At 70.0% G+C, this 25437-nt stretch carries 23 protein-coding genes; 14 read left to right on the top strand and 9 right to left on the bottom strand.

Features of this window, described 5'->3' with window-relative positions; all coding sequences use genetic code 11:
- Positions 1–37 precede the first annotated feature (37 nt).
- Both RZ1_RS01435 and RZ1_RS01430 read left to right on the top strand, forming a co-directional pair.
- Complete coding sequence (locus RZ1_RS01435; protein WP_072808504.1) at positions 38–493, top strand: MarR family winged helix-turn-helix transcriptional regulator; 456 nt, start codon at positions 38–40, stop codon at positions 491–493.
- A 119-nt stretch (positions 494–612) separates the two neighbouring features.
- A complete protein-coding gene (locus tag RZ1_RS01430; protein WP_072808768.1) occupies positions 613–2169 on the top strand; it encodes an MFS transporter in 1557 nt (518 codons plus the stop codon).
- Between the two features lie 10 nt (positions 2170–2179).
- Here the strand turns inward: RZ1_RS01430 and ku are convergent, their stop codons facing one another.
- From ku to RZ1_RS01415, 3 genes are all read right to left on the bottom strand, one after another.
- Positions 2180–3145, bottom strand: coding sequence for a non-homologous end joining protein Ku (gene ku, locus RZ1_RS01425; protein WP_072808502.1), 966 nt, complete (start codon positions 3143–3145; stop codon positions 2180–2182).
- 62 nt (positions 3146–3207) lie between these two features.
- Positions 3208–4362, bottom strand: coding sequence for a lycopene cyclase family protein (locus RZ1_RS01420; protein ID WP_072808500.1), 1155 nt, complete (start codon positions 4360–4362; stop codon positions 3208–3210).
- 4 nt (positions 4363–4366) lie between these two features.
- Complete coding sequence (locus RZ1_RS01415) at positions 4367–5155, bottom strand: SDR family oxidoreductase (RefSeq protein WP_072808498.1); 789 nt, start codon at positions 5153–5155, stop codon at positions 4367–4369.
- Positions 5156–5280: 125 nt separating this feature from the next.
- Between RZ1_RS01415 and RZ1_RS01410 the strand changes: the two genes are divergently transcribed.
- A complete protein-coding gene (locus RZ1_RS01410; protein ID WP_072808496.1) occupies positions 5281–6912 on the top strand; it encodes an ABC-F family ATP-binding cassette domain-containing protein in 1632 nt (543 codons plus the stop codon).
- A 118-nt stretch (positions 6913–7030) separates the two neighbouring features.
- Positions 7031–7282 (top strand): helix-turn-helix domain-containing protein, encoded by a 252-nt coding sequence (locus RZ1_RS30380; protein WP_072808494.1) that lies wholly within the window; start codon positions 7031–7033, stop codon positions 7280–7282.
- A 15-nt stretch (positions 7283–7297) separates the two neighbouring features.
- On the opposite strand, the gene RZ1_RS01400 is transcribed toward RZ1_RS30380, so the two are convergent.
- A complete protein-coding gene (locus tag RZ1_RS01400) occupies positions 7298–7864 on the bottom strand; it encodes a TetR/AcrR family transcriptional regulator (protein ID WP_072808766.1) in 567 nt (188 codons plus the stop codon).
- Between the two features lie 242 nt (positions 7865–8106).
- The gene (gene acnA, locus RZ1_RS01395) at positions 8107–10911 is read right to left on the bottom strand and encodes an aconitate hydratase AcnA (protein WP_072808492.1); all 2805 of its coding nucleotides are present in this window, start codon (positions 10909–10911) and stop codon (positions 8107–8109) included.
- A gap of 314 nt (positions 10912–11225) precedes the next feature.
- Between acnA and RZ1_RS01390 the strand changes: the two genes are divergently transcribed.
- From RZ1_RS01390 to RZ1_RS01350, 9 genes are all read left to right on the top strand, one after another.
- Complete coding sequence (locus RZ1_RS01390) at positions 11226–11765, top strand: Rv1476 family membrane protein (protein WP_072808490.1); 540 nt, start codon at positions 11226–11228, stop codon at positions 11763–11765.
- A gap of 177 nt (positions 11766–11942) precedes the next feature.
- Positions 11943–12110 carry a hypothetical protein gene (locus tag RZ1_RS01385; RefSeq protein ID WP_244899309.1) on the top strand — a complete coding sequence of 56 codons (168 nt, stop codon included), beginning with the start codon at positions 11943–11945 and terminating at the stop codon, positions 12108–12110.
- Between the two features lie 439 nt (positions 12111–12549).
- Positions 12550–14169 carry an NlpC/P60 family protein gene (locus tag RZ1_RS01380; protein ID WP_072808764.1) on the top strand — a complete coding sequence of 540 codons (1620 nt, stop codon included), beginning with the start codon at positions 12550–12552 and terminating at the stop codon, positions 14167–14169.
- Positions 14170–14319: 150 nt separating this feature from the next.
- Positions 14320–15510, top strand: a complete 1191-nt coding sequence (locus RZ1_RS01375; RefSeq protein WP_072808488.1) for an AAA family ATPase — start codon at positions 14320–14322, stop codon at positions 15508–15510.
- Positions 15507–16460 (top strand): DUF58 domain-containing protein, encoded by a 954-nt coding sequence (locus tag RZ1_RS01370; protein WP_072808486.1) that lies wholly within the window; start codon positions 15507–15509, stop codon positions 16458–16460. Before RZ1_RS01375 ends, RZ1_RS01370 begins: the two co-directional genes overlap by 4 nt.
- Positions 16457–17437 carry a VWA domain-containing protein gene (locus RZ1_RS01365; RefSeq protein ID WP_072808484.1) on the top strand — a complete coding sequence of 327 codons (981 nt, stop codon included), beginning with the start codon at positions 16457–16459 and terminating at the stop codon, positions 17435–17437. The genes RZ1_RS01370 and RZ1_RS01365 overlap by 4 nt, the downstream gene beginning before the upstream one ends.
- A 63-nt stretch (positions 17438–17500) precedes the next feature.
- On the top strand, positions 17501–18262 hold the full coding sequence (gene fabG1, locus RZ1_RS01360) for a 3-oxoacyl-ACP reductase FabG1 (RefSeq protein WP_072808483.1): 762 nt from the start codon (positions 17501–17503) through the stop codon (positions 18260–18262).
- Between the two features lie 142 nt (positions 18263–18404).
- Positions 18405–19211, top strand: a complete 807-nt coding sequence (gene inhA, locus RZ1_RS01355; RefSeq protein ID WP_072808480.1) for an NADH-dependent enoyl-ACP reductase InhA — start codon at positions 18405–18407, stop codon at positions 19209–19211.
- A gap of 16 nt (positions 19212–19227) precedes the next feature.
- Entirely contained in the window at positions 19228–20301 is a 1074-nt protein-coding gene (locus tag RZ1_RS01350; RefSeq protein WP_072808479.1) for a ferrochelatase, read from the top strand.
- A 7-nt stretch (positions 20302–20308) separates the two neighbouring features.
- Here RZ1_RS01350 and RZ1_RS01345 read toward each other — a convergent pair whose 3' ends face one another.
- Positions 20309–20980 (bottom strand): winged helix-turn-helix transcriptional regulator, encoded by a 672-nt coding sequence (locus RZ1_RS01345; RefSeq protein ID WP_072808477.1) that lies wholly within the window; start codon positions 20978–20980, stop codon positions 20309–20311.
- 237 nt (positions 20981–21217) lie between these two features.
- Between RZ1_RS01345 and RZ1_RS01340 the strand changes: the two genes are divergently transcribed.
- Entirely contained in the window at positions 21218–22051 is an 834-nt protein-coding gene (locus RZ1_RS01340; RefSeq protein WP_072808762.1) for a class I SAM-dependent methyltransferase, read from the top strand.
- 55 nt (positions 22052–22106) lie between these two features.
- Here RZ1_RS01340 and RZ1_RS01335 read toward each other — a convergent pair whose 3' ends face one another.
- The 3 genes from RZ1_RS01335 to RZ1_RS01325 are packed head-to-tail and all read right to left on the bottom strand — an operon-like array spanning position 22107 to position 25415.
- Complete coding sequence (locus RZ1_RS01335) at positions 22107–22670, bottom strand: histidine phosphatase family protein (RefSeq protein ID WP_238072034.1); 564 nt, start codon at positions 22668–22670, stop codon at positions 22107–22109.
- Positions 22667–23764, bottom strand: a complete 1098-nt coding sequence (locus tag RZ1_RS01330; RefSeq protein ID WP_072808475.1) for an ABC transporter ATP-binding protein — start codon at positions 23762–23764, stop codon at positions 22667–22669. The genes RZ1_RS01335 and RZ1_RS01330 overlap by 4 nt, the downstream gene beginning before the upstream one ends.
- 25 nt (positions 23765–23789) lie before the next feature.
- Positions 23790–25415 (bottom strand): ABC transporter permease, encoded by a 1626-nt coding sequence (locus RZ1_RS01325; RefSeq protein ID WP_072808473.1) that lies wholly within the window; start codon positions 25413–25415, stop codon positions 23790–23792.
- Positions 25416–25437 lie beyond the last annotated feature (22 nt).

Raw genomic sequence — 25437 nt, 5'->3', positions numbered from 1 at the left:
TTTCTATGGTTGCGGAATCGACCGAAGGGAGGACGGGATGCTGACTCCGGAGACCGCAGAAGACCTGACCGCGGCACTACGCGGGTTGATCAGGCGTACCCGCACCCTCAACGTCCGCGCCCGGGAGGCCGACCCCGACGTCATGCCCACCTGGCTGGCCGCCCTGCTCGCCAATCTCGAGCACGGGGAGGGGAGCAGGCTCGGCGACCTCGCGGAGCGGCTGGGGGTCACCGCCTCCACCCTGAGCCGGCAGGTCACCTACGCCGAATCCCTCGGATATGCGCGCCGCGCAGCCGATCCCGGCGATCGTCGCGCCGCCTGCCTGACACTCACCGAGGACGGCGCCGAGGCGCTGCGCAGCTATCGCGCCCGGTTCGTGCGGTTACTGCAGGAGGCCGTGCCCGACTGGACCGACGAGGAAGGACGCGATCTCGTCGACCGGATCAACCGGCTCGGCGCCGCCGTCGACCGCTTCCGCGACACCCGTCCCTGACCGTCCGGCAATCGCCGTCCCAGACTTCGACATCGAATCCGACGAGGAGCGCCATGACCTCATCCGTGCCGCCGACACCGGGCGCCGAGGCCACGCCGCCTGACGGCACCCAGCCGGGCATGACCCACCGCCAGCGCATCAACGCCCTCGTCGGGCTGCTGCTGGGCATGTTCGTGGCGTTCCTGTCGTCGACGATCGTGTCCAACGCGCTGCCGACGATCATCATCGATCTGCACGGCACGCAGGACCAGTACACCTGGGTGGTGACCGCGACCCTGCTCGCGTCCACCGCGACCACCCCGATCTGGGGCAAGTTCGCCGACCTGGTCAGCAAGAAGCTGCTGGTCCAGTTGTCGCTGATCCTGTTCACCGTCGGATCGGTGCTGGCCGGCCTGTCCCAGTCCGTCGGCATGCTCATCGGCTGCCGCGTCATCCAGGGGCTGGGCCTGGGCGGACTGCAGGCGCTCGTCGTCATCGTCATCGCCTCGATGTTCAGCCCGCGCGAACGCGGCCGCTACCAGGGCCCGATCGCCGCGGTCATGGCGGTCGCCACGGTCGCCGGCCCGCTGATCGGCGGCGTCATCGTCGACACCAGCTGGCTCAGCTGGCGATGGACCTTCTTCATCGGCGTGCCCCTCGCCGTCGTCGCCTTCGGTGTCGTGCAGCGCACCCTGAACCTGCCGACCGTGCGCAAGGACGTGACCATCGACTACCTCGGCGCCGCTCTCATCGCCGCCGGTGTGAGCGTGCTGCTGATCTGGGTCACCCTGGCCGGCAAGAACTTCGCGTGGGCGTCGGGCATGTCGTACGGGCTGGTCGCATTCGGCGTCGTGCTGCTGGCGGGGGCGGTGTTCGTCGAGAGTCGCGTGACGGATCCGATCATCCCGCTGCACCTGTTCCGGGACCGCACCACCACCCTGGCCACCCTCGCGAGCATCGCCGTCGGTGTCGCGCTGTTCGGCGGCGCCGTGTTCCTCGGCCAGTACTTCCAGATCGCCCGCGGCTACAGCCCGACCGCCGCCGGTCTGCTCACCGTGCCGATGGTGCTCGGATCCACGGTTTCCGGGGCGGTCTCGGGAGCGCTCATCACCCGTTTCGGCCGCTGGAAGATCTACCTCGTGATCGGCGCGGTCGCGATGACCGTCGGTTTCGGCCTGCTGGCGACGATCGACCACACCACCGGCATCGCCCTGATCTCGGGATACCTCTTCGTGCTCGGCCTCGGCATGGGCATGACGATGCAGAACCTCGTGCTCGCGGTGCAGAACTCGGTCGCCCCGCAGAATCTGGGCGCGGCCAGTTCCACGGTGACGTTCTTCCGATCCCTCGGCGGTGCTGCCGGAGTGTCCGTGCTCGGTGCGGTCCTGTCCAGCCGCATCGTCGATCTGATCACGACGGGCCTCGCGGCGCTCGGCATCACGCTTCCGGACGGATCCGGCGGCGCCGGACTGTCCAACCTCAACGAGCTGCCGCCGGAGATCGCCGAGGTCGTGCGCGCCGCGTACGGCGATGCCACCGCGCGGATCTTCCTCATCGCCGCAATCCTCGGGGCCCTGGCGTTCGTCGCGATCGTGTTCATCCGGGAGGTCGCGCTGGGCACCCGCACCGGGATCGAACAGCTCCGCGACGCGCAGAGGGAGGCGACCGCCGCGACGGAAGCCGCCACCAACCGGTGACCGGAGGCCCTCAGGCGCGCTTGCGGACGGCGGACTTCTTCGCTGCGGGCTTGTCCGCCTGGGCCTTCCGCGCGGACGTCGACTTCGACGCGCTCTTCTTCGCGGGGGTCTTCTTCGCCGGAGACTTGCGGCCGGATGCCTTCGCCGCCGGCGCCCGTCGCTCGGCGGAACCGTCGTCGTCCCCGGTGGCGCGTGTGGCGCCGGCGGCGTCCACGCTGCGCTGCAACGCCGCGACCAGATCGAGCACCTCGGCATCCTCGCCCTCGGCCGTGGTCTCGGGCGCCTGGAACACCTTCTCGCCGCCGCGCGCCAACGCGTCGTCGATCAACGCGCGCAGCTCGACCTGGTACTCGTCGGTGAACTCGTCCGGATCGAAATCCTCGGACATCGACTCGACGAGTGTCTCGGCCATCGCCAGTTCCTTCGACGTCGGCGCCTGCACGTCGTCGAGCACCGGGAACTCCGCGGCCCGCACCTCGTCCGGCCACAACAGTGTCTGCAGCACCAGCAGTCCGTCACGGTTGCGCAGCGCCGCCAGCCGGGTGCGCTGCCGCAACGTGAAATGCACCAGCGCGGTGCGGTCGCTGTGTTCGAGGGTCGCCGCGAGCAATGCGTAGGCCTTCGGGGACGACGAATCCGGTTCGAGATAGTACGACTTCTCGAACAGCATCGGGTCGATCTGCTCCGTCGGCACGAACTGCAACACCGGAATCTCGTGTTTCTCCGCCGCCGGTAGCTTCTCGAAGTCCTCGTCGGTGAGCACCACCCGGGTACCGTCGTCGTCGTACGCCTTGTCGATCTCCGGGTATGGAACCGACTCGCCGCACTCGGTGCACACCCGGTCGTACTTGATCCGCCCGCCGTCCTTCGCGTGCACCTGATGGAACCGGATGTCGTGGCTCTCCGTGGCGGAGTACACCTTCACCGGCACATTCACCAGGCCGAACGCGAGGGAACCCTTCCAGATCGACCGCATGGGTCCATCATGCGGGACGACCCGCCGCTGTGCAGTGGACCGCCCGAATTCGCTGCCCGTGGTCAGAACAGCGCGCGCAGGATCGCCCGTCGTAGCGCGGGGGAGACGGACCCGAACAGCGCCCACATCGCCGCCGCGACACCGAGCGGGTCGGCACGCCCCGACAGATACGCGCGCTGCCGGGCGACGGGCAGCGCGAAGAAAGCGGCGAAGAACTCCGCCGCGGACTCGTCGCCGAGTCCCAGCAGCACCCGCAGGCCCTGCGCGCGCAGGGCCGCGACCGTCCGCGCCGCCGGGGTCCACAGCACCCGATCCGGCGCGTGTCCCGCCTGAAGTGCCGCGACCACCGGGTCGGCAGCCGACAGCGCGGTGGCCACCGCATATCCGGTGGCCGGGTGCATCAGGCCGCCGCGCGCCCCGAAACCGACCGGCCCGCCGCGGAGCCGCCGGGCGCCTTCGACGGCGAAACGGACGTGCTCGGCCGGTTCGGCGCCGGACAGGGACACGCCGCGTGCCTCGAGCCGCGCCCGCAGGCGTCGTTCCAGTTCCGGAAGGGCCAACGCGGGGCGGCCGACGAGGCAGGTCTCCTCGAGCAGCACCTGACCCGGACCGACCGGCACCGCGTACAGGAACGACGGGGCATCCGTGCGGTCGGTGCCGTTGTCGCGCCGCCAGTCCATGAACCAGGCATCGCGACCGTCGAGTGCGCCCGCCGCCGCCCGGGCGTCCATGACGAGCCCGAACGCGGTCTGCTGGGCCCTGCCCGAGGTGGCGGGCAGTCCGCGCGCGTCCACGACGCAGCGGCCTCCGAGGCGCCGGCCGTCGGCCGTCACGACGGCGTCGCGGGTCACCGCGACCGCCCGGGCCGCCACCACTCGCACCCGGTCCAACGGCAGGGCGCGCTGCAGCGCGGCGGTGTCCAATACCCGGTACGGGCGGGGAATGCGGTGCTCACGCAGCGTCCACGCGCAGGGCGTGTCGACGTGCGCGGCGACTGCGATCGCGGGCAGCCAGCCGGGCAGCTCGTCCGCCCACGCCGCGTACGTCGCCGTCCACACCCGCTCCGGATGCGGGTCGACGGCCGTGACGTCGAGTCCGGCCGCCGCGGCTCGGAACGCGAGCGCCCGCCCGGCCGGCCCGAGCCCGGCGATCACGAGATCGGCCCCTGCGGGACCCGAACCTGCGGGACCGGTGCTGCCACCGGGCGAGTCCGTCACGCGATCACATGGAACCGGTCGCGAGCAGACCACCGTCCACCCGCACCGTCTCGCCGGTGATCCACTGCGCCGCGTCCGAGGCGAGGAACGCCACCAGTTGCGCGACGTCCTCGGGGGTGCCGAGCCGCTTCATCGGGTATCCGGCCGCCGCCGCATCCTCACCGGCCGCGACGAGCGCCGCCGCGAACTGCGTCTTGACGATGCCCGGTGCGATCGCGTTGACACGGACCGTCGGACCGAGTTCCCACGCGAGCTCCTCGGTCAGCCGGATCAGCGCGGCCTTCGACGCGCCGTACGCGCCGATCACCCCGGTCGAGCGGAGCCCGGCCACGCTCGCGACGTTGACGATCGTGCCACCGTGCTCGGCCATCCACGCCCGGTGCGCCTGCTGCACGTACCCGAGGGCCGCGACGACGTTGACGTCGAAGATCTTGCGTACCGCGTCGAGGTCGGCGTCCATCAGCGACCCGAACGTCGGGTTGATGCCGGTGTTGTTGACCAGCACGTGCAGACCACCCAGTTCGTCGACGGCGCGCCGCACCGCCTCGGCGCGCGCGTCCGGGTCACCGGCGTTGCCGGGCAGCTCGAGAACCGTGCCGCCGTGACCGAGCGCTCGCAGGTCGGCAGCGGCCTCGGCGAGCGGTGCGGGTTTGCGGGCGGTGATCGCGACGTGCGCGCCCCGGGTGAGCAGTTCGGCGGCGATGGCCTTGCCGATACCGCGGCTCGCGCCCGTGATCAGCGCGACGCGCCCGTCGAAATCGCGGGTGGCGGGGGCTGCAGAGGAACTCGTCATGTCCCGGAACGTAGCGCATCTCACCTCGGGGGCGGGCCGGGGCCACGGTAAAATGAGTGGTTCGTGTGCCCGCTCGTCCGGCATCATGACGCCCAACCCCCGATCTTCCCCGAGGAGTCCTACGCGTGATCACCGCCACCGACCTGGAAGTCCGCGCCGGTGTGCGGACGCTGCTCTCCGCGCCCGGGTCGGCGTTGCGGGTGCAGGCGGGCGACCGGATCGGGCTCGTCGGCCGCAACGGTGCCGGCAAAACCACCACGCTGCGCATCCTCGCCGGGGAGGGCGAACCCTATGCGGGCACGGTCGTGCGATCGGGAGACCTCGGCTACCTGCCGCAGGATCCGAAGGAAGGTAACCTCGACGTCCTCGCGAAGGACCGGGTGCTCTCCGCGCGCGGCCTCGACGAGATTATGCGCAGCATGGAGAAGCAGCAGGCGTTGATGGCCGAGGCGGTCGACGAGAAGATCCGCGACCGCGCGGTCCGCAAGTACGGGTCGCTCGAGGAACGTTTCTCGACGCTCGGCGGGTACGTCGCCGAATCCGAGGCCGCGAGTATCTGCCACAGCCTGGGTCTGCCCGACCGGATCCTCGGCCAGCCGCTGCACACCCTGTCCGGTGGTCAGCGCCGCCGGGTCGAACTCGCCCGCATCCTGTTCGCCGCCTCCGACGGTTCCGGCGGCAAGTCCGACACGACGTTGCTGCTCGACGAGCCGACCAACCACCTCGACGCGGACTCCATCACGTGGCTGCGCGGCTTCCTGCAGAACCACGACGGCGGGCTCATCGTGATCAGCCACGACGTGGACCTGCTCGCCGACGTCGTCAACAAGGTGTGGTTCCTCGATGCGGTGCGTGGTGAGGCCGACGTCTACAACATGGGCTGGAAGAAGTACCTCGACGCCCGCGCCACCGACGAGCAGCGCCGCCGCCGGGAACGCGCCAACGCCGAGAAGAAGGCCTCGGCGCTGCAGAAACAGGCCGCGAAGCTGGGTGCCAAGGCCACCAAGGCCACCGCGGCCCAGAACATGGCCAAGCGCGCCGAGAAGCTCCTCAACGACCTCGACGACGTGCGGGTCGCCGACAAGGTCGCCAAGATCCGGTTCCCGACGCCCGCCGCGTGCGGCAAGACCCCGCTCATGGCGACGGCGCTCACCAAGGTCTACGGGTCGCTCGAGATCTTCACCGGCGTCGACCTGGCGATCGATCGCGGCAGCCGCGTCGTGATCCTCGGTCTCAACGGCGCCGGCAAGACCACGCTGCTGCGGCTGCTCGCCGGCGTCGAGAAGCCCGATCTGGGCGAGCTCGTGCCCGGCCACGGCCTGAAGATCGGCTACTTCGCGCAGGAGCACGACACGATCGACGACGCCGCCAGCGTGTGGGAGAATATCCGGCACGCCGCGCCCGATGCGGGCGAGCAGGATCTGCGCGGGCTGCTGGGCGCGTTCATGTTCACCGGGCCGCAACTCGATCAGCCTGCCGGCACCCTGTCCGGTGGTGAGAAGACTCGTCTGGCGCTTGCCGGGCTGGTGTCGTCGGCGGCGAACGTGCTGCTGCTCGACGAGCCCACCAACAACCTCGACCCGGTCTCGCGGGAACAGGTGCTCGACGCGCTGCGCAGCTACGAGGGCGCGGTGGTGCTCGTCACCCACGACCCGGGTGCCGCCGAGGCCCTGAACCCGGAACGGGTGATCCTGCTGCCCGACGGCACCGAGGATCACTGGTCGCAGGAGTACCTCGAGTTGATCCAGCTCGCGTAACCCCGGTGACGCGTGGTGCGGGAACATACAGGGGCGGTGCGCATCGATCCGCCTCGGGTTTCGTCGGCGTGAACTAGCCTGGTACTCGGAGCCTTGTCGAGCCGACGGGAGGGATCCGATGGCACGCAGATCCGAAGACGACCAGTCCACGTTCAGCAAGGGGACGCGGGTCACGGGGGAGTCCCGGGACCGCCTCCAACAGGAACTCAAGCGCCGCTACGAGGCCGGGGCCAGCATCCGCACGCTCGCGCAGGAGACGGGCCGGTCCTACGGGTTCGTGCACAACGTGCTCGTCGAATCCCACGTCGCGCTCCGCGGCCGCGGCGGTCCCAACCGTCGGCGCGCAGCGACGTCGGGTAGCACCGCCTGACCCTCCGGTGCCCGGTCAGTCGCGGCGCCGCACCGATTCCTCCACCAGGTCCAGGACCTGGGAGAGGTCCTTCTCCGCGTGCCCGGACGCGAGGCGCGCGACGAGACCGTCCAGCACCAGATCCAGATAGCCCAGGAGCACGTCGGTGGGCACGTCGTCGCGCAGCCGGCCGGCTTCCCGCTGCCGTGCGAGCCGGCCTTCGGTCGCCTCGGTGAGCTGCGCCGAATGCGCCGTCCACGCCCGCGCGAACTCGGGATCGGTACGCAACCTGCGGGTGATCTCGAGTCGCGTCCCGAGCCAGTCGAACTGCTCCGGCGAGGCGAGCATGTCCCGCATCACCTGGACGAGACCTTCGTCGGCCGCGACCTCCGCCATCCGCCGGGCATCCTCCTGCGCGAGCGCCAGGAAGAGGCCGTCCTTGTCCTTGAAGTGATGGAAGATCGCACCGCGGGACAGCCCGGTGGCCTCCTCGAGAAGCCGAACCGTCGCGCCCTCGTAGCCGTGCTCGGCGAAGCAGCGCCGCGCGCCGTCGAGTATCTGGCTCCGCCGCGCGGCGAGATGGTCCTCACTGACCTTGGGCACGGGCACCTCCTTCGTCGTGTGTTCGGTGAGCTCTCCCGGCCGTCCGGGTGAGAGGCCGCCGGGTGCGCAAAGCGCTCACGACCACTGACGAATCGTCGGGGATGCCGCGAAACGTGGTCGTGAGCGCTTTGCGCCTGTCCGGGCAGGAAGTGCTCACCGGCGCGTAGCGCCTGTGAGCCGAAAACGCGCACAGGTCGGCGCGCGGCCGGGTCGCCGGAGGCGACACGGCCGCGTGGCCGCCTCTAGCCCCGGATCATGTTGCGCAGGACGTACTGCAGGATGCCGTCGTTGCGGTAGTAGTCCGCCTCGCCGGGGGTGTCGATGCGCACGACCGCGTCGAAAACGACCTTCTCGCCGTTCTCTTTGGTCGCCGTGACCTTCACCGTCTCCGGGGTGACACCCTCGTTGAGCTTCTCGATGCCCTCGATGTCGAAGACCTCGGTGCCCGTCAGTCCCAGCGACTTCGCGGACTCGCCGGCCGGGAACTGCAGCGGGACGACGCCCATGCCGATGAGGTTCGAGCGGTGGATGCGCTCGAACGACTCGGTGATGACGGCCTTCACGCCGAGCAGGCGGGTGCCCTTGGCGGCCCAGTCGCGCGACGAGCCCGAGCCGTACTCCTTGCCGCCCAGGACGACCAGCGGGATGCCGGCGCTCTGGTAGTTCTGCGACGCGTCGTAGATGAACGACTGCGGAGCGCCGTCCTGGGTGAAGTCGCGGGTGTAGCCACCCGAGACGCCGTCCAGGAGCTGGTTCTGCAGGCGGATGTTCGCGAACGTGCCGCGGACCATCACCTCGTGGTTGCCGCGACGCGAACCGAGCGAGTTGTAGTCCTTGCGCTCGACGCCGTGCGAATCCAGGTACTGCGCGGCCGGGGTGCCGGGCTTGATCGGGCCGGCCGGGCTGATGTGGTCGGTGGTGACCGAATCGCCGAGCAGCGCGAGCACGCGGGCGCCCTTGATGTCGGAGACGGGCTGCGGCTCGAGCGGCATGCCGTCGAAGTACGGCGCCTTGCGCACGTAGGTGGAGTCCTGGTTCCACGCGAACGTGTCACCCTCGGGGGTGTCGAGGTTCTGCCAGCGGCTGTCACCCTTGAACACGTCGGCGTAGGACTTGCGGAACATGTCCTGGCTGATCGCCGACTTGATGGTGTCGTCGATCTCCTGCGCGGACGGCCAGATGTCCTTCAGGAACACGTCGTTGCCGTCCTGGTCCTGGCCCAGCGCGTCGTGGTCGAAGTCGAAGTCCATCGTGCCCGCGAGCGCGTACGCGATGACCAGCGGCGGGGACGCCAGGTAGTTCATCTTGACGTCGGGGGAGATGCGACCCTCGAAGTTGCGGTTGCCCGAGAGCACCGCGGTCACCGACAGGTCGTTGTCGTTGACGGCCTTGGAGATTTCCTCCGGCAGCGGACCGGTGTTACCGATGCACGTGGTGCAGCCGAAACCACCGAGGTAGAAGCCGAGCTTCTCGAGGTACGGCCACAGACCGGCCTTCTCGTAGTAGTCGTTGACGACCTGCGAACCCGGAGCCATGTTGGTCTTGACCCACGGCTTGGTGGACAGGCCCTTCTCGACCGCGTTGCGAGCCAGGAGCGCGGCGCCCAACATGACCGACGGGTTCGAGGTGTTGGTGCAGGAGGTGATACCCGCGACCACGACGGCGCCGTGATCGAGGACGAAGTCGCCGCGCTCGGCGGAGCTCACCTTGACCGGCTTGGTGGGACGGCCCTCGGCGCCGTTGGCGGCCGACTGCACGTCGACAGCGCCGTCGTCGGCGAAGGAGAGGACGGCGGGATCGGACGCCGGGAAGGACTCCTCGACGGCCTCGTCGAGCTTGCTGTGCTCGACGGGGAGCTGCTCCTCGACGTAGTTGTGGATGTCCTTGCGGAAGGCGATCTTCGACTCCGACAGCAGGATGCGGTCCTGCGGGCGCTTCGGGCCGGCGATGGACGGCACGACCGTGCTCAGGTCCAGCTCCAGGTACTCGGAGTAGGCAGGCTCGTGCGCGGCGTCGTGCCACATGCCCTGCTCCTTGGCGTACGCCTCGACGAGCGCGAGCTGCTCGTCGCTGCGGCCGGTCAGGCGCAGGTAGTTGATGGTCTCGCCGTCGATCGGGAAGATCGCTGCGGTGGAACCGAACTCGGGGCTCATGTTGCCCAGGGTCGCGCGGTTCGCGAGCGGAACCTCGGCGACACCGGCGCCGTAGAACTCGACGAACTTGCCGACCACACCGTGCTTGCGGAGCATGTCGGTGACGGTGAGCACGACGTCGGTGGCGGTCACGCCCGGCTGGATCTCACCGGTGAGCTTGAAGCCGACGACCCGCGGGATGAGCATGGAGACCGGCTGGCCGAGCATCGCGGCCTCGGCCTCGATGCCGCCGACGCCCCAGCCCAGCACGCCGAGGCCGTTGACCATCGTGGTGTGCGAATCGGTGCCGACGCAGGTGTCGGGGTAGGCCTGCCCGTTGCGGACCATGACGGTCGGCGCGAGGTACTCGATGTTGACCTGGTGGACGATGCCCATGCCCGGGGGGACGACCTTGAAGTCGTCGAACGCGCCCTGGCCCCAGCGCAGGAACTGGTAGCGCTCGCCGTTGCGCTCGTACTCGAGGTCGACGTTGCGCTCGAGCGCGTCGGCGGTGCCGAAGAAGTCGAGGATGACGGAGTGGTCGATGACCATGTCGGCCGGCGACAGCGGGTTGACCTTGTTCGGGTCGCCGCCGAGGGCGGTGACGGCTTCACGCATGGTGGCGAGGTCGACCACACACGGCACACCGGTGAAGTCCTGCATGATCACGCGGGCCGGCGTGAACTGGATCTCGACGCTCGGGTCGGCCGACGGATCCCAGTTCGCGATGGCGCGGATGTGGTCGGCGGTGATGTTTGCACCGTCTTCGGTGCGCAGCAGGTTCTCGGCGAGAACCTTCAAGGCGTAGGGCAGCTTCTCGGTGCCGGGCACGGCCGAGAGGCGGAAGATCTCGTACGAGTTATCTCCGACCTCCAGCGTTCCCTTGGCTCCGAACGAATCAGTACTGGTGCTCACGTCAGCTCCACTCGTCGATGAGGCTCGCCGCCGACGGGGCTGTGTCGACGGCCGAAGCGAGGCACGCGAAACCGAACCGGGTCCCGGGAAGGGTGGCGGTGTCGCGGCATCTCGCAGTAAGACTAACAGTACGCTTGTCCTGCAATGCGCGCGGCGCAACAGCCGCACGCGTCCCCCGCCGCCTCTCCTGCTCCGGTGCGGGCCGGTCGTCGGCCCTCATCGCGTAGGGTGCGGATGTCGCCGTGCGCCGGTGCCCGAGTCGTCGGACTCGGCGCGACCCGCCGCCGGTCCCGTCCCAGCACTACCGGAGAGAGATGTCTGCGCCACTGCCACGAATTCCAGTGCCATCGGCCACCGACCTCCCGCCGGGCATCACGCTCGAGCAGGTGCTGGCAGATCTCGCCGACGATCAGGTCTCCGCTCCCTCCGACCGCGTCGCCGACCTGGTCGAGCAGGTTCAACGCGCCCAGGATCACGGCATCGACCTGCGTGTCGTCGTCGTCGACCGGGACCCGCGTATCGACTCGCAGCTGCGCGACCTCGCGACCGAGGTGGGCACCGAAGACGGTGGCACCGTGCTGGTACTGAGCCCCGGCTGGGTGGGCGCCTACAGCGACAGCCTCGACCGGGTGACCCTCGAGGCCGCGCAGGACCGCACCTACACGGGCGACCCGGTCGTTTCCACGCGCAACTTCGTCGACTCGGTCACCGAACCGGGTCCCGCGTGGACCGCGTGGACGATCCTGCTGATTCTCGTCGTGGCCGCCGTCGCCGGCGCCACCGCGCTCGCCAAGGCCGCGCGACGCCGCAAGACCGATCTCCGACCGTCGACTCCGGTCGCCGGCGGCCGGTAGCGCTACCCGGAACACCGGCCTTCGCTCTCCGCGTCGGAGCGGCTGAAGCCGGACGGTGCCGCGACCCGCGTGCCAACCATCGGTGGACGGCGCGAACCTGGTTGTCGGTGACGGTGGAGTTGCTCGCCGGACGGCTCGCGGGACATTGCGGCTTTCGCCGAGCGGCAACCTGAGTCGTTGCGGGAGCGACTGCAGCGCGCGATCGAGGGCAAAGGTGCGTTCCACCGGTTCCGCGATCCCGTCCACCGGGAAGGTCTCGCCGAGCCGTGGTACGCCTTCTGCGCCGACCGTCGACTCGGTCGCGCCCGGGAGTTCCTCGCAGACAACGGAATCCGCGTGGGCTGACGCTCGCCTCACGCCCTGGGTTCGGGGCGGTTCCGGCTGCATCTCCACGATCGCGACCCCCGTCCCGCGCCGACCTCGGGCACGGTCGATTCGTCGACACGGACAAATTTTTGCACCTTTATCTGTGACAGTCGCGCGAAACGAGCGCAATGTGTCGTACGGTGCAGTTGGCGCTCTTGGGGAAGGAGTGTCGCACTTGTCGTCGTGGGACCGCAGTTCACGACGGCGCAACGGTTCTGCGGACCGATCGCGCGGCGCGCGATCGGGTGCGGCGTGCAGTCCTTCCCTCGGCGCGGCGGACCGGTTTCGTTCGCGACACCACCGAGGGAGAAATGATGTGAGGCACTTCGGTTTCCACGGGGGGAATTCGCGACGATCCGGGTTGCGGCGACATCGCAGCGGAGGGGGAACCCGCAGATGGAGCTCGGTCGGGCGCGGACTGTCGACGGGGCCACGACTGGTGGTCGGGCTCGGGCTCGTTGCGACCCTCCTGGTGGGGACCGCGGCGTCGGTGGGCGCGGTACCGGAACCGCCCACGAATCCGAGCGACGATGCGCTCGCCGCTGCCGGTGCGGCCGTCGAGACCGGCATCGGCCGCGTCGGTGAGCTGATCGTCCGCATCGCGTCCGCGGATCAGCAGCTCGCCGAGTTGGAGAACCAGGTCGCGATCAAACGTGAGAACGTCAACCGGGCGCTGGTGGACCTGCAGAACGCCCGCGACGCCGCCGACGCGGCCGCGTACGCCGTTACGCAGTCGCAGCAGGCGCTCCGCGACGCCGGCGTCCGCATCGAACAGGCCCAGAGCGACTTCGACGCGTTCGCTCGCAGCAGTTACACCCGCGGCACCAACGCCGCGTCGCTCGCGTCGTTCCTCGGCTCGACCGGCCCGGACGATCTCCTCGATCGGGCCCAGGTGATGCGGCTGCTCTCGTCGGGACGCAACGCGGTGCTCGACGCCCTCGAGCGCGCTCGCACCGAGGAAGCCAACAAGAACTCCAGCGCGCGGGCGGCCAAGCAGGAAGCCGATGCTGCCTCCGAGGCGGCCGAACAGCGCAAGGCGGACGCCGAATCCGCGATCGCGCAGGCTCGCTCCGCACTGGACCAGCAGGCAGCGGACAAGCAGCGGATCGAGATCGAACGCGCAGCGGCGCAGACCGAGCTGGATGCGGCCCGGCAGAACGTCGCCGGGCTCGAGAACCAGCGCGCCGACTACGCGGCATGGGACCGGCAGCGGCAAGCCGAGGAGGCAGCCAGGGCCGCTGCCGAGGCGGCGGCGCAACAGGCGGCGGCGGAAGCGGCCCAGCGTGTCGCTGCGGACGCAGCGGCGCGTGCCCGCGCCGCCGAACTCGCCAACGGCCAGCGCCCGCACACCCAGATCGACGGCTACCGGGTCGACCCCGGCGACTGGGCCGGAGCCGAAACCCCGCTGCCGGAGGTCACGGACGAGGACGACTCCTCGACCGGGGACACCTCGACCGGGGATACCGGCGGCACCGCGGACGACACCGGAGGTCGGAGCAGCAGCGGCCGCGACTGGGGCAACCCGGACCCCGGCGACCCGACCGGCGAAAGTTCCGGGACCCAGTCGACGCCGAAGTCCAAGCCGCGCAGCACTCCCCGAACCACGGTCATCGGTCCCGCCGCCGTCGAAACCGTCATCGATCGCGCCATGTCTCAGATCGGTGTGCCCTACGCGTGGGGTGGCGGTGACGAGAACGGCCCCACCCGCGGGATCCGCGACGGTGGAGTCGCCGACAGCTACGGCGACTACAACAAGGTCGGTTTCGACTGTTCGGGCCTGATGATCTACGCGTTCGCCGGCATCGGAATCTCCCTGCCGCACTACACCGGCTATCAGTACACCGCCGGCACCCAGGTGCCGTCCGCGGAGATGAAACGCGGCGACATGATCTTCTACGGCCCCAATGCGAGCCAGCATGTCGGGTTGTATCTCGGTGACGGTCAGATGCTCGAGGCCCCGCAGTCGGGTTCGCACGTGAAGATCTCGCCGGTGCGCTGGGCCGGCATGACACCGTACGTCGTGCGGATGGTGTCGTGACAGCCGTGTGACCTCGCGTTTCGTGATCCGTGGTCCGGTCCGCGCACCACGCGCGCGGCACGGTGGCGGCGCCGGGCAGCCACACCTGGAATAGTGGTGCCCGAATGTGATCTCCAGCGGAACGACCTAGGCGAAAGCGGTGGATTCTTGGTGACCTCACGTGAGGGTGGGACGTCGGGCACGAACACTCGGGGCGCGACCACACAGGGCCCGGCCACTCAGGCTGCGGGGACGACGACCCCGGTCCTGTCGAAAGACGGGACGAAGCCGCCCGCCACGACCGATCAGGCGTCGGATGTCCGTGTCCTCGAGAAGGCGATCTACGAGGTCAAGCGCGTCATCGTCGGTCAGGACCGACTCGTCGAACGGATGCTCGTCGGTGTCCTCGCCAAGGGGCACGTGCTCCTGGAAGGCGTTCCGGGCGTCGCCAAGACTCTCGCCGTGGAGACGTTCGCGAAGGTGGTGGGCGGGTCGTTCTCCCGCGTCCAGTTCACCCCGGACCTGGTGCCCACCGACCTCGTCGGTACCCGCATCTACCGGCAGGGCCGCGAGGAGTTCGATACCGAACTCGGACCGGTGGTCGCGAACTTCGTGCTCGCCGACGAGATCAACCGTGCGCCCGCCAAGGTGCAATCCGCGCTGCTCGAGGTGATGGCCGAACGGCACGTCACCATCGGCGGCCGGACATTCCCGATGCCCGATCCGTTCCTGGTGATGGCCACCCAGAACCCGATCGAGAACGAAGGTGTGTACCCGCTGCCCGAGGCGCAGCGCGACCGCTTCCTGTTCAAGGTCCTCGTCGACTATCCGACCGTCGAAGAGGAACGCGAGATCGTCTACCGCATGGGTGTGTCCGCGCCCGAACCGAAGCAGATCCTCGACAATGCCGAACTGCTGCGCCTGCAGGACGTCGCCAGCCGCGTGTTCGTGCACCACGCGCTCGTCGACTACGTGGTGCGGGTGATCTTCGCGACCCGCGCCCCCGCCGAACTCGGCCTCGTCGACGTCGCCGGCTGGATCGCCTACGGGGCCTCGCCGCGCGCGACCCTCGGCATCATCTCGGCTGCGCGGGCGCTGGCGTTGGTCCGCGGCCGCGACTACGTCGTCCCGCAGGACGTCCTCGATGTGATCCCGGACGTGCTGCGTCACCGCCTGGTGCTCTCCTACGACGCCCTCGCCGACGAGGTCACCGCCGACCAGATCATCAACCGCATCCTGCAGACCGTCGGACTGCCGCATGTCGCCCCGCAGGTCAACGCGCCCATTCCGCCGGCTCCCGCGCCGGCGGCACCGGCCGCGGGTGTCCCGGCCGGACCCGAGGCAGGTGCGGGGCAGCGGTGAGCCCACGCGCCCACGGGTCGCCGCCGACCTTCCGGTCCGGCGAACTGCGAGATCCCGCACTGACCGCTGCGTTGCGCACCCTCGAGCTCACCGTGCGGCGGCGGCTCGACGGCGTGCTGCACGGTGACCACCTCGGGCTGATCCCGGGGCCCGGTTCCGAGCCGGGTGACGCCCGCGAATACCAGCCCGGCGACGACGTGCGGCAGATGGACTGGTCGGTGACCGCCCGGACCACGCATCCGCACGTGCGACAGTCCGTCGCCGATCGCGAGCTCGAGACCTGGCTGGCCGTCGACCTGTCGGCCAGCCTCGATTTCGGCACCGGCGTCTGCGAGAAGCGCGACCTGGCGGTCGCGGCGGCCGCTGCCGTCGCGCACCTGACCAGTGGGGGCGGCAACCGGATCGGCGCGGTCGTGAGCACCGGCCACGAGACCACGCGCTTCCCGGCGCGCGGGGGCCGGTTGCACGCTCAGGCGATGCTGAGGGCGGTCGCGACCACCCCGCACGCCCCCGACGGCACCCGGGGCGACCTGCGCGGGGCGATCGAGGCACTGCGCCGGCCGCAGAGGCGGCGCGGCCTCGTCGTCGTCATCAGCGACTTCCTCGGCCCGGTCGACTGGGAACGGTCTCTGCGGGCGCTGTCCGGCCGGCACGACCTGCTGGCCGTCGAGGTGCTCGACCCCCGCGACCTCGAACTGCCGGACCTGGGAGATGTGGTGCTGCACGACCCGGAAACCGGACGCACCCGCGAGTTCACCACCACCGAACGGCTGCGCGCCGACTACGCTGCGGCCGCCGCCGAGCATCGCGCCTCGGTGCAGCAGGCCCTGCGCCGGTGCGGCGCCCCGCAGATGACATTGCGCACCGACCGGGACTGGATCGAAGACGTCGTCCGGTTCGTCGCCGCCCGCCGGCACAGCTTCGGTGCGCCGGCCAAGGGGGGGCGATGAGCTTCTCCGACTTCGCGTCCCCGTGGTGGCTGCTGTTCCTCGTCGTCGTCGCGGCGCTGGCCGTCGGCTATGTCGTGCTGCAGCGACGCAAACAGAAGCACGCGCTGCGCTTCAGCAATCTCGAGATGCTCGAGAAGGTCGCGCCGAACCGGCCCGGCCCGGCCCGGCACATCCCGATCATCGCGCTGCTGAGCGCGCTGGCGCTGCTCACCGTGGCGTTGGCCGGCCCGACCGCCGAACAACGCGTCCCGCGCAACCGGGCGACGGTGGTGCTGGTCATCGACGTGTCGCTGTCGATGGAGGCCACCGACGTCGCGCCGAACCGGCTCGCCGCCGCGCAGCAAGCGGCCAAGCAGTTCGCGGACGACCTGACCCCCGGTATCAATCTCGGTCTGGTCGCGTTCTCCGGCACCGCGTCGGTGCTGGTGTCGCCGACGACGAACCGCGAGGCCACCAAGTCGGCGATCGATCAGCTCACCCTCAGTGAACGCACCGCGACCGGCGAGGCGATCTTCACGGCGATGCAGTCCATCGACACGCTCGCCGCGGTCCTCGGCGGCGGGGATCAGGCGCCTCCGGCGCGGATCGTGCTGCTCTCCGACGGCAAACAGACCGTGCCCGAGAGTCCCGACGATCCGCGCGGCGGCTTCACCGCGGCGCGGCAGGCAGCCGACAAGGGCGTCCCCGTGTCGACGATCTCCTTCGGCACCGAATACGGCACCGTGACCATCGAGGACGAACGGATCCCGGTGCCCGTCGACGACCCGTCGCTCAAGGAAATCGCGAACCTGTCCGGCGGCGCCTTCTTCACCGCGTCCAGCCTCGAGGAACTCGAGGACGCCTACGACACGCTCGAGGAGCAGATCGGGTTCGAAACCACCCGCGGCGACGCCAGCCGGCCCTGGCTGGTGCTCGGTGTGCTCGCCGCCGCGGTGGGTCTCGGTGCGTCGTTGCTGCTGCGTCAGCGGCTGCCCTGACAGTTCCCCTTCCCCTCGAGGTCCCGGTGGATCTCGATCGACCACCAGATAGGGTTCGACACCATGACCGACGCACCGACAGACGTTTCCGCTCCCGCCGGCCCGTCCCGCCCCGCCGAGACCCCACGTTCGGTTCTCGTCACCGGAGGCAACCGCGGCATCGGCCTGGCCGTCGCCCGGCGCCTGCAGGCCGACGGCCACAAGGTCGCCGTGACCCACCGCGGCTCGGGTGCGCCGGACGGGTTGTTCGGAGTCGTCTGCGATGTCACCGACAGCGATTCCGTCGATGCCGCGTTCACGCAGGTCGAAGAGCATCAGGGGCCGGTCGAGGTGCTCGTCGCCAACGCAGGCATCACGGACGACACGCTGCTCATGCGCATGAGCGAGGACCAGTTCACGAAGGTTCTCGACGCCAACCTCACCGGCGCGTTCCGCTGCGCCAAGCGCGCCAACCGGGCGATGCTGCGCGGTCGCTGGGGTCGGATGATCTTCCTCGGTTCCGTCGTCGGCATGGGCGGGCAGGCCGGCCAGATCAACTACGCCGCGTCCAAGGCCGGCGTCATCGGCCTGGCCCGGTCGGTGACCCGGGAACTCGGTTCGCGTTCGATCACCGCGAACGTCGTCGCACCCGGCTTCATCGAAACCGACATGACCGCCGAGCTGTCCGACGATCTGCGCGACACCGCGAAGAAGTTCATCCCGCTGCAGCGCCTGGGCAGCCCGGAGGACGTCGCGGCCGTCGTCAGCTTCCTCGCATCCGAGGACTCCGCCTACGTTTCCGGCGCGGTCATCCCCGTCGACGGCGGCATGGGCATGGGGCACTGACCTGACCGAGTCACCGCTCGGCGCCGAGCGCCGCGATGTCACCGGCGCCGAGCGCCGCGATGTCACCGGCGCCGAGCGCCGCGATGTCACCGGCACCGACGCCGCGACCCTATCCGACACTCACTGGAGGACCGACACACTCATGGGCGGACTGCTCGAGGGCAAGACCATTCTCGTCACCGGGATCATCACCGACTCGTCGATCGCGTTCCACACCGCGAAGGTCGCGCAGGAACAGGGCGCGAAGGTGATCATCACCGGCTTCGACCGGTTACGGCTGATCGACCGGATCGCGCAGCGGCTCCCGCAGCCGGTGCCGCCGGCGATCGAGCTGAACGTGCAGGATCCCGAACACCTCGCCGGGCTCGCCGGCAAGGTGCGTGAACTCGCGCCGGACGGCATCGACGGTGTCGTGCACTCCATCGGATTCGCGCCGCGCTCGTGCCTGGGCAACCCCTTCCTGGACGCGCCGTGGTCCGACGTCGCCGTGGCCGTCGAGGTGTCGGCGTACTCGTACGCGGCGCTCGCCAAGGCCGTGCTGCCGGTGCTCAAGGACAACGCGTCGATCGTGGGGATGGACTTCGACCCGGCGCGGGCCGTGCCGTTCTACAACTGGATGGGCGTGTCCAAGGCGACCCTCGAGGCGGTCAACCGATACGTCGCCAAGGAAGTCGGAAGCCGCGGTATCCGCTCCAACCTGGTCTCTGCGGGACCCATCAAGACGCTCGCCGCCAAGGCCATCGCCGGTGACGCCACCGGGCCGGGTGCCGAGATGAACCGGCTCAACGAGGGCTGGTCGGCGGCCTCGCCGATCGGCTGGGATGTCGACGACCCGACGCCCGTCGCCAAGACCGTGTGCACCGTGCTGTCGGACTGGCTGCCGGGCACCACCGGCTCCATCGTGTACGTCGACGGCGGTTTCCACTCCCAGGTCGCCTTCGGCGCCTGAGATCGAGGTAGCGATCATGGCCGACACCCCCGCACCGTACGACGCGCTGCTGCTGCTGTCGTTCGGTGGTCCCGAACGTCCCGAGGACGTGCGCCCGTTCCTCGAGAACGTCACCCGAGGACGCGGCGTGCCGCCGGAACGGCTCGAGGAGGTCGTGCAGCACTATCTGCACTTCGGGGGAGTGTCGCCGATCAACGCCCTGAACCGGGACCTGATCACTCGCGTCGAAGCGGAGTTCGCCGCGGCCGGGATCACGTTGCCGGTGTATTTCGGCAACCGCAACTGGCATCCGATGATCGAGGACACCGTCGCCGCGATGCGCGACGCCGGCGTCCGCAATGCCCTGGTGTTCCCGACCTCGGCGTGGGGCGGGTACTCCGGTTGCCGCCAATACCACGAGGACATCGCGCGGGCCCGCGCCGCCGTCCCGGACGCTCCGGCGCTGACGAAGCTGCGCCAGTTCTACGATCATCCGCTGGTCGTCGGGGCGGTCGCCGATGCCGTCCGGGCCGCGCGCGCCGAACTGCCTGCCGATGTGCGCGCGGATGCGCGGGTGGTGTTCACCGCACACTCGATTCCGCTGTCCGCGGACCGCACCGGCGGGCCCGCCGACGGTGACGGTCACCTCTACAGTCGGCAGGTCGCCGAGGCGGCCCGGCTCGTCGCCGACGCCGTCGGCGTCGACGACCACGATCTGGTGTGGCAGTCCCGGTCCGGGCCGCCGCAGGTGCCGTGGCTGGAACCGGACATCGTCGATCACCTCGACGCCCTGCACGCGCGCGGCGTGACCGCCGTGATCGTGGTTCCGGTCGGCTTCGTGTCCGACCACCTCGAGGTCGTGTGGGACCTCGACACCGAAGCGCAGCAGAAGGCCGCCGATCTCGGCATGGCGTTCGTGCGGGCCGCGACCGCCGGTGCCGACGCCCGCTTCCCGCAGCTCGTGCGCGTCCTCGTCGAGGAAGTCGCCGCCGGTCGGGAGCCGGAGCGTCTCGGTTCGGAACCGCTCTTCGGCGCCGGTCGCAACGGCGTGTTGTGTGCGGCCGGGTGTTGCCGGCCGGCCACCCGGCCGTCGGGACCCACCGCCCGCTGAGCCCGGGTCACCTGCCGCTCTTCGCGACGAGCGGGGAGACGAACCAGTCCGGCAGGGTCCGGCGCAGCGTGACCGGACCATCGATCACCGCGGCACCCGAACGCAACACGTCCGACCAGCACCGCTCGCCTCGCCAGATCTCGGTGAGCGCCCGCAGTTCCGCGGTGACCGCCACCGACACCTCGAATCCGGGGTCCACGTCGCACACGTCGACGTCGTCCGCGGTGACGACCAGCCACCACCGGCGCGACCCGAGCGGTGCATCGGTGAACGCGAAGTGCACGACCACCCGTTCCTGCGGGATCGCGGAGCGGTCGACATGGCGGTGCATGTCCCACATCAGCAGCTTCGGATCCAGGTCCTCGTCGCCCAGCCGGCCGGTCCATCGCGACCCCCAGTCACCGAGCGCGTCCACCACCGATTCGAGGTCCCGTCCGGCGGGCGTGAGCACGTAACGGACGTCGCGACCGTCGGTGACCCGGCGGACGATGCCCGCGGTCGTCAGCTGATGCAACCGGGTGGACAGCAGCGACGGCGACATCCGCGGGAGTCCCCGCCGCAGGTCGTTGAATCGTTCGCTGCCCAGCACCAGTTCGCGGACAAGGAGCATCGTCCACCGTTCGTCGAACAGTTCCATCGCCTTCGCGACGGGACAGAATTGGTGATAGGACGAGCCCATGGTCGAATGCTAGGCCGCCGCGCCCGGTGACACGTGGTGAACGCGACGCGCGGCGGCACAGCGGCTCGCGGTACAGATCCTGTACTGGAAGCGCCGCGGCGCCGGTTCCTACAGTCGACGTACGGCCCGATCACCTCCTCGGATCACGAATCGGGACGCATCCCCCGAGTAGGAGAAAGGAGGCCGGCGCATCCGCGCTCCCGCGTGATCGTCGGAGCACTCGCGCCGGACCACACGATGAGCGAATCAACGACAGCACCGACCGGCGACCACGCCCTCAAGGTCAAGCATCGGGCGATGTGGGCCCTCGGCGACTACCCGGCTGTCGCCACCGAGGTGATTCCGGAGCTCGGCCCGATTCTGGTGTCCGCGTGCGAGGTCGGCCCGGGGGACCGGGTCCTCGACGTCGGAGCCGGGTCGGGCAACGCTGCGATCCCCGCCGCGCTCACCGGAGCCACAGTGGTCGCGTCGGATCTGACACCCGAACTGTTCGACGCGGGGCGCCGCGACGCCGACGCCGCAGGCACGACCCTGACCTGGCAGGAGGCCGACGCCGAGGCATTACCGTTCGACGATGCGAGCTTCGACGTGGCGTTCTCGTGCGTCGGCATCATGTTCGCGCCGCACCACCAGCCGTCGGCGGACGAACTGGTACGCGTCACCCGGCCCGGCGGCCGCATCGGGCTGCTGAGCTGGACCCCGGCCGGATTCATCGGCCGCATGTTCGCGATCATGAAGCCGTATGCGCCGCCGCCTCCTCCGGGAGCTCAGCCGCCACCGTTGTGGGGAGACGAGAGTCACGTGCGGTCGCTGCTCGGTGAGCGGGTCACCGACGTCCAGGCCCGCACGGCGAACCTGCGGGTGGAGCGATTCGCCACCGGCGAAGAGTTCCGGGACTTCTTCAAGGCCGCCTACGGGCCGACGATCGCGGTCTACCGGGCGATTGCCGGAGAACCCGACCGCGTCGCCGCCCTCGACCGCGAGCTGGCGGAGCTGGGCCGCAGCTACGATCTGGGCGGAGGAGCGATGGACTGGGAATACCTGCTGCTCACCGCGCGGCGCGCCGGTTGACCGCGCGGCAGCCGTCGGAGGCGCCACAAAGGCATCACCGGCGGCGAAGCCGCCGTCAGGCCGGAGGGGCGGTGCGGTTGACGGACCGCACCGTCCACCGGCCCGACCATTCGAGCTCGCTGACCGCACCGTTGACGATGCGCGGCGCGGGCGTCGGCGACAGGCGGTCGAGCACGGCACGGATCAGTGCGCCGTGCGCGATCACCACGACCCGGCAGCCCTGGTGCGCCGCGACGATCTCGCCGAGTGTGTGCAGGCCCCGCACGGCCACCGCGGCGAGCGGTTCCAGTCCGGGAAAATCCCCTCCGGGCCAACGCTGTTCGGCGTCCGCGCGGGTCAGGCCCTCGGCTGCACCGTAGGTGCGTTCGATCAGGTCCGGTATCGTCCCCGCCACTGCGATACCCAGATGCGCTGCCACGATGCGGCCCGTGTCGTGGGCGCGCGACAGTGGTGAGGTCACGACGGTGTCCCACACCGCGGTTTCGAGCACACGCGCGACGGCGCGCGCCTGTCCGCGCCCGACCTCGTCGAGCGGGACATCCGTGCTGCCCTGTAACAGGCCGCGCCGATTCCAGTCGGTGCGCCCGTGCCGCACCAGAGCCAGCCGGGTGATGCTCATCGCCGCGTCCCGGACAGCGCGTCCGCCCCTTCGCGGGTTCCTACCTCGGCGGAGGCGGGGTAGAACAGCGTCCGATGGACGGAAACCCCCACGCGGTCGCCGACCGCAGGGCGGACACCTCGCACGGCGCAACGGAATTCGACTCCGCGGCACGAGACCACCACGTCGCTCGCATCGCGTCCGAACAACGACGACATCACGATGCCCTGCATCAGCGCGTTCTGCGGGGACGTCAATCCCACATCGCCCGGCAGCACCGCGAGGGTGCCCGGTCCGAATGCACTGTCCGGCAGGGCATCCTGTCCTACCTCGACCGTGTTGTCGTCGCTGACGAAACCGTCTGCCGACACGCGCCCGGTCAGCAGGTTCGCGTCCGACAGGAACGAGGCCACGAAGGCCGACCGGGGGCGGAGCACGAGGTCCTCGGGCGCACCGGCCTGCCGGATCCGGCCGTGATCGAGCACGACGACGCGGTCGGCGAGCGCGAGCGCCTCGGCGCGATCGTGTGTCACGTGGACGACGGTGAGCTGCTGGGAGCGAGTGAGGGTGCGCAGTTCGAGACGCAACCGGTCGCGGAGCGGCTCGTCGAGTGCGGACAACGCCTCGTCGAGCAGCAACGCGCGGGGCCGGCCCGCCAGCGCTCTTGCGAGCGCGACCCGTTGCCGCTGCCCACCGGACAGCGTCGCCGGGTCGCGCTGCTCCATGCCCGGGAGCCCCACCAACTCGAGGACCTCGGCGACCCGCGATGCGCGGCGTGCACGGGGGATCTTCGCGATCTCCAGCGGATATGCGACGTTCCGGCCCACGTTCCGATGCGGCCAGATGGCGTGGTTCTGGAAGACCATCCCCAGGCGGCGTTTCTCCGGGGGGACGCTGCGAGTGCCGTCGGCGACGACATCGTCGCCGAGCCGGACCGTCCCGGCGGTGGGATCGAGGAAGCCCGCCACGGTGCGCAACAGGGTGGTTTTCCCCGAGCCGGACGGACCGACGAGGGCTACGAACTCGCCGTCTCGTACATCGAGGTCGATCCCGGACAATCCTGCGGTGCCATCGGGGAAACGCAGGTCGACACCGGTCAAGGTGATCGCGGACATGATGATTTTCCGATCTGTGAGTTGTTCAGCGACTCGCCCGGGAACCTGAGGCGACACCGAGGCCGGCGATTCCGACGAGGGCGACGAGCAGGGACAGCGCCGATGCGGCGTTGTAGTCCCCGGCCTGCTGCAGGTTGAAGATCGACACACCGAGCGTCTGGGTGCCCGGCGCGACCAGCAGCACCGACATCGTCAGTTCGCGCACCGCGGTCACGGCGACGAGCACGCCTCCGGTCACCGCCGCCGGCACGGTCATCGCCCACGGCACGTCCCGCAGTGCCCGCAGACGCGATGCGCCGGATGTGCGCGCCGCTTCCTCGAGCGACTCGGACGCGGTGGACAGGGGGGCTCGCACGGCCTGGACGACGATCGCGAGGAAGGCCGTGACATAGGCGCACAGGATCACCCACCGCGTGTCGAACAGTCCGGTGTACCGGCCGAGGATGAGCCATCCGACCGCGATGACGAGGCCGGGCACCGCCTGGGGGAGCATCACCGCCAGATCGAGACCCGCGTTGTCGCGGGATCGGGTGCGGGTGGTGAGCACCCCGACCGCCAGTCCGACCACCGCGCACACCACCCCGGCGCCCACGGCCAGCATCAGCGAATTCTGGACGCCGACCACGGTTCCCGGTGCGGTCACGGCTGCGACGATGCTGTCCAGTGTCAGGTTCTCCCAGGTCAACGGCACACCCGGGGCGGGGAGCAGGGCTTGGGTCGCGAGCGCGAGGATCGGCAGCACGGTCAGGGCGAGGCCGACGCCCCAGGCGGCGATCCCCGCCGGCACACGGGCGCGCCCGAGGCAGAGCGGCTGGGGTGCGGTGACGGGACCGTCGAGTTGCCGTCGTCGCCGTGACAACCGGCGATCGGCGACCACCGCGAGCACCGCCAGTACCAGCAGGGCGACACCGATGGTGGACACCACCTCGAGCGGGCGGTCGACCGTCCCCGACTGGATGTAGCGGTAGACCATCGTCGACAGGGTCGTGTATCGCTCGGGCAGGCCGATCAGTGCGGGAATTCCGAAGTCGGCGAGATTCCCCACTGCGGTGAGGGTGAACGCGGCCAGCAGGGCCGGTCGCAGCAGCGGGATCGTCACGGTCCGCATCGCCTGCCACGGTGACGCACCGCCGATGCGCGCGACCTGTTCGAGATCGCCGGGGATCTTCCGCAGCGCGGTCGAGACGATGAGGTAGGCCATGGGGTACGAATGCACCGTCAACAGGAACACCACGCCGTCGCCGCCGTAGATGTTCCACAGGGGGTCCCCGAAGCGGTCGGTCCACCAGCGGTTGACCATTCCGCTGGGGCCGAGCAGGCCCGTCCAGGCGATCGCGCCGACGAACGGAGGAATGAGCAAGGGCGACAACAGGATCAGACGAAGCGAGCCGCGACCGGGGAGATCGGTGCGGTCGAGCAGCAGTGCCATCGCGGTCGCCAGAGCGACGGCACACAGCGCGGAGGATCCCGCGGAGACGATGCTGTTCACCGCGGCTCCGGCGATGTCGTCGTCGACGAGTTGCCCGATGTGTCGTCCGCTCGCGCCGAGCGACACGACGGTCGCGAGCGGCGCGACGATCACGGCGACGACGAACACCCACAACGCGACCCGGACACCGACGACAGGGTCGACCCGCCGGCCGGACGGCATCCGGGCGGCGGGTCGAGGGTCG

It is taken from the genome of Rhodococcus zopfii NBRC 100606 = JCM 9919, from assembly GCF_001895025.1.
In the GTDB taxonomy this organism is placed as follows: domain Bacteria; phylum Actinomycetota; class Actinomycetes; order Mycobacteriales; family Mycobacteriaceae; genus Rhodococcus; species Rhodococcus zopfii.
The sequence above is the reverse complement of the archived record's forward strand: the minus strand, read 5'-3'. Positions and strand labels throughout refer to the sequence as shown.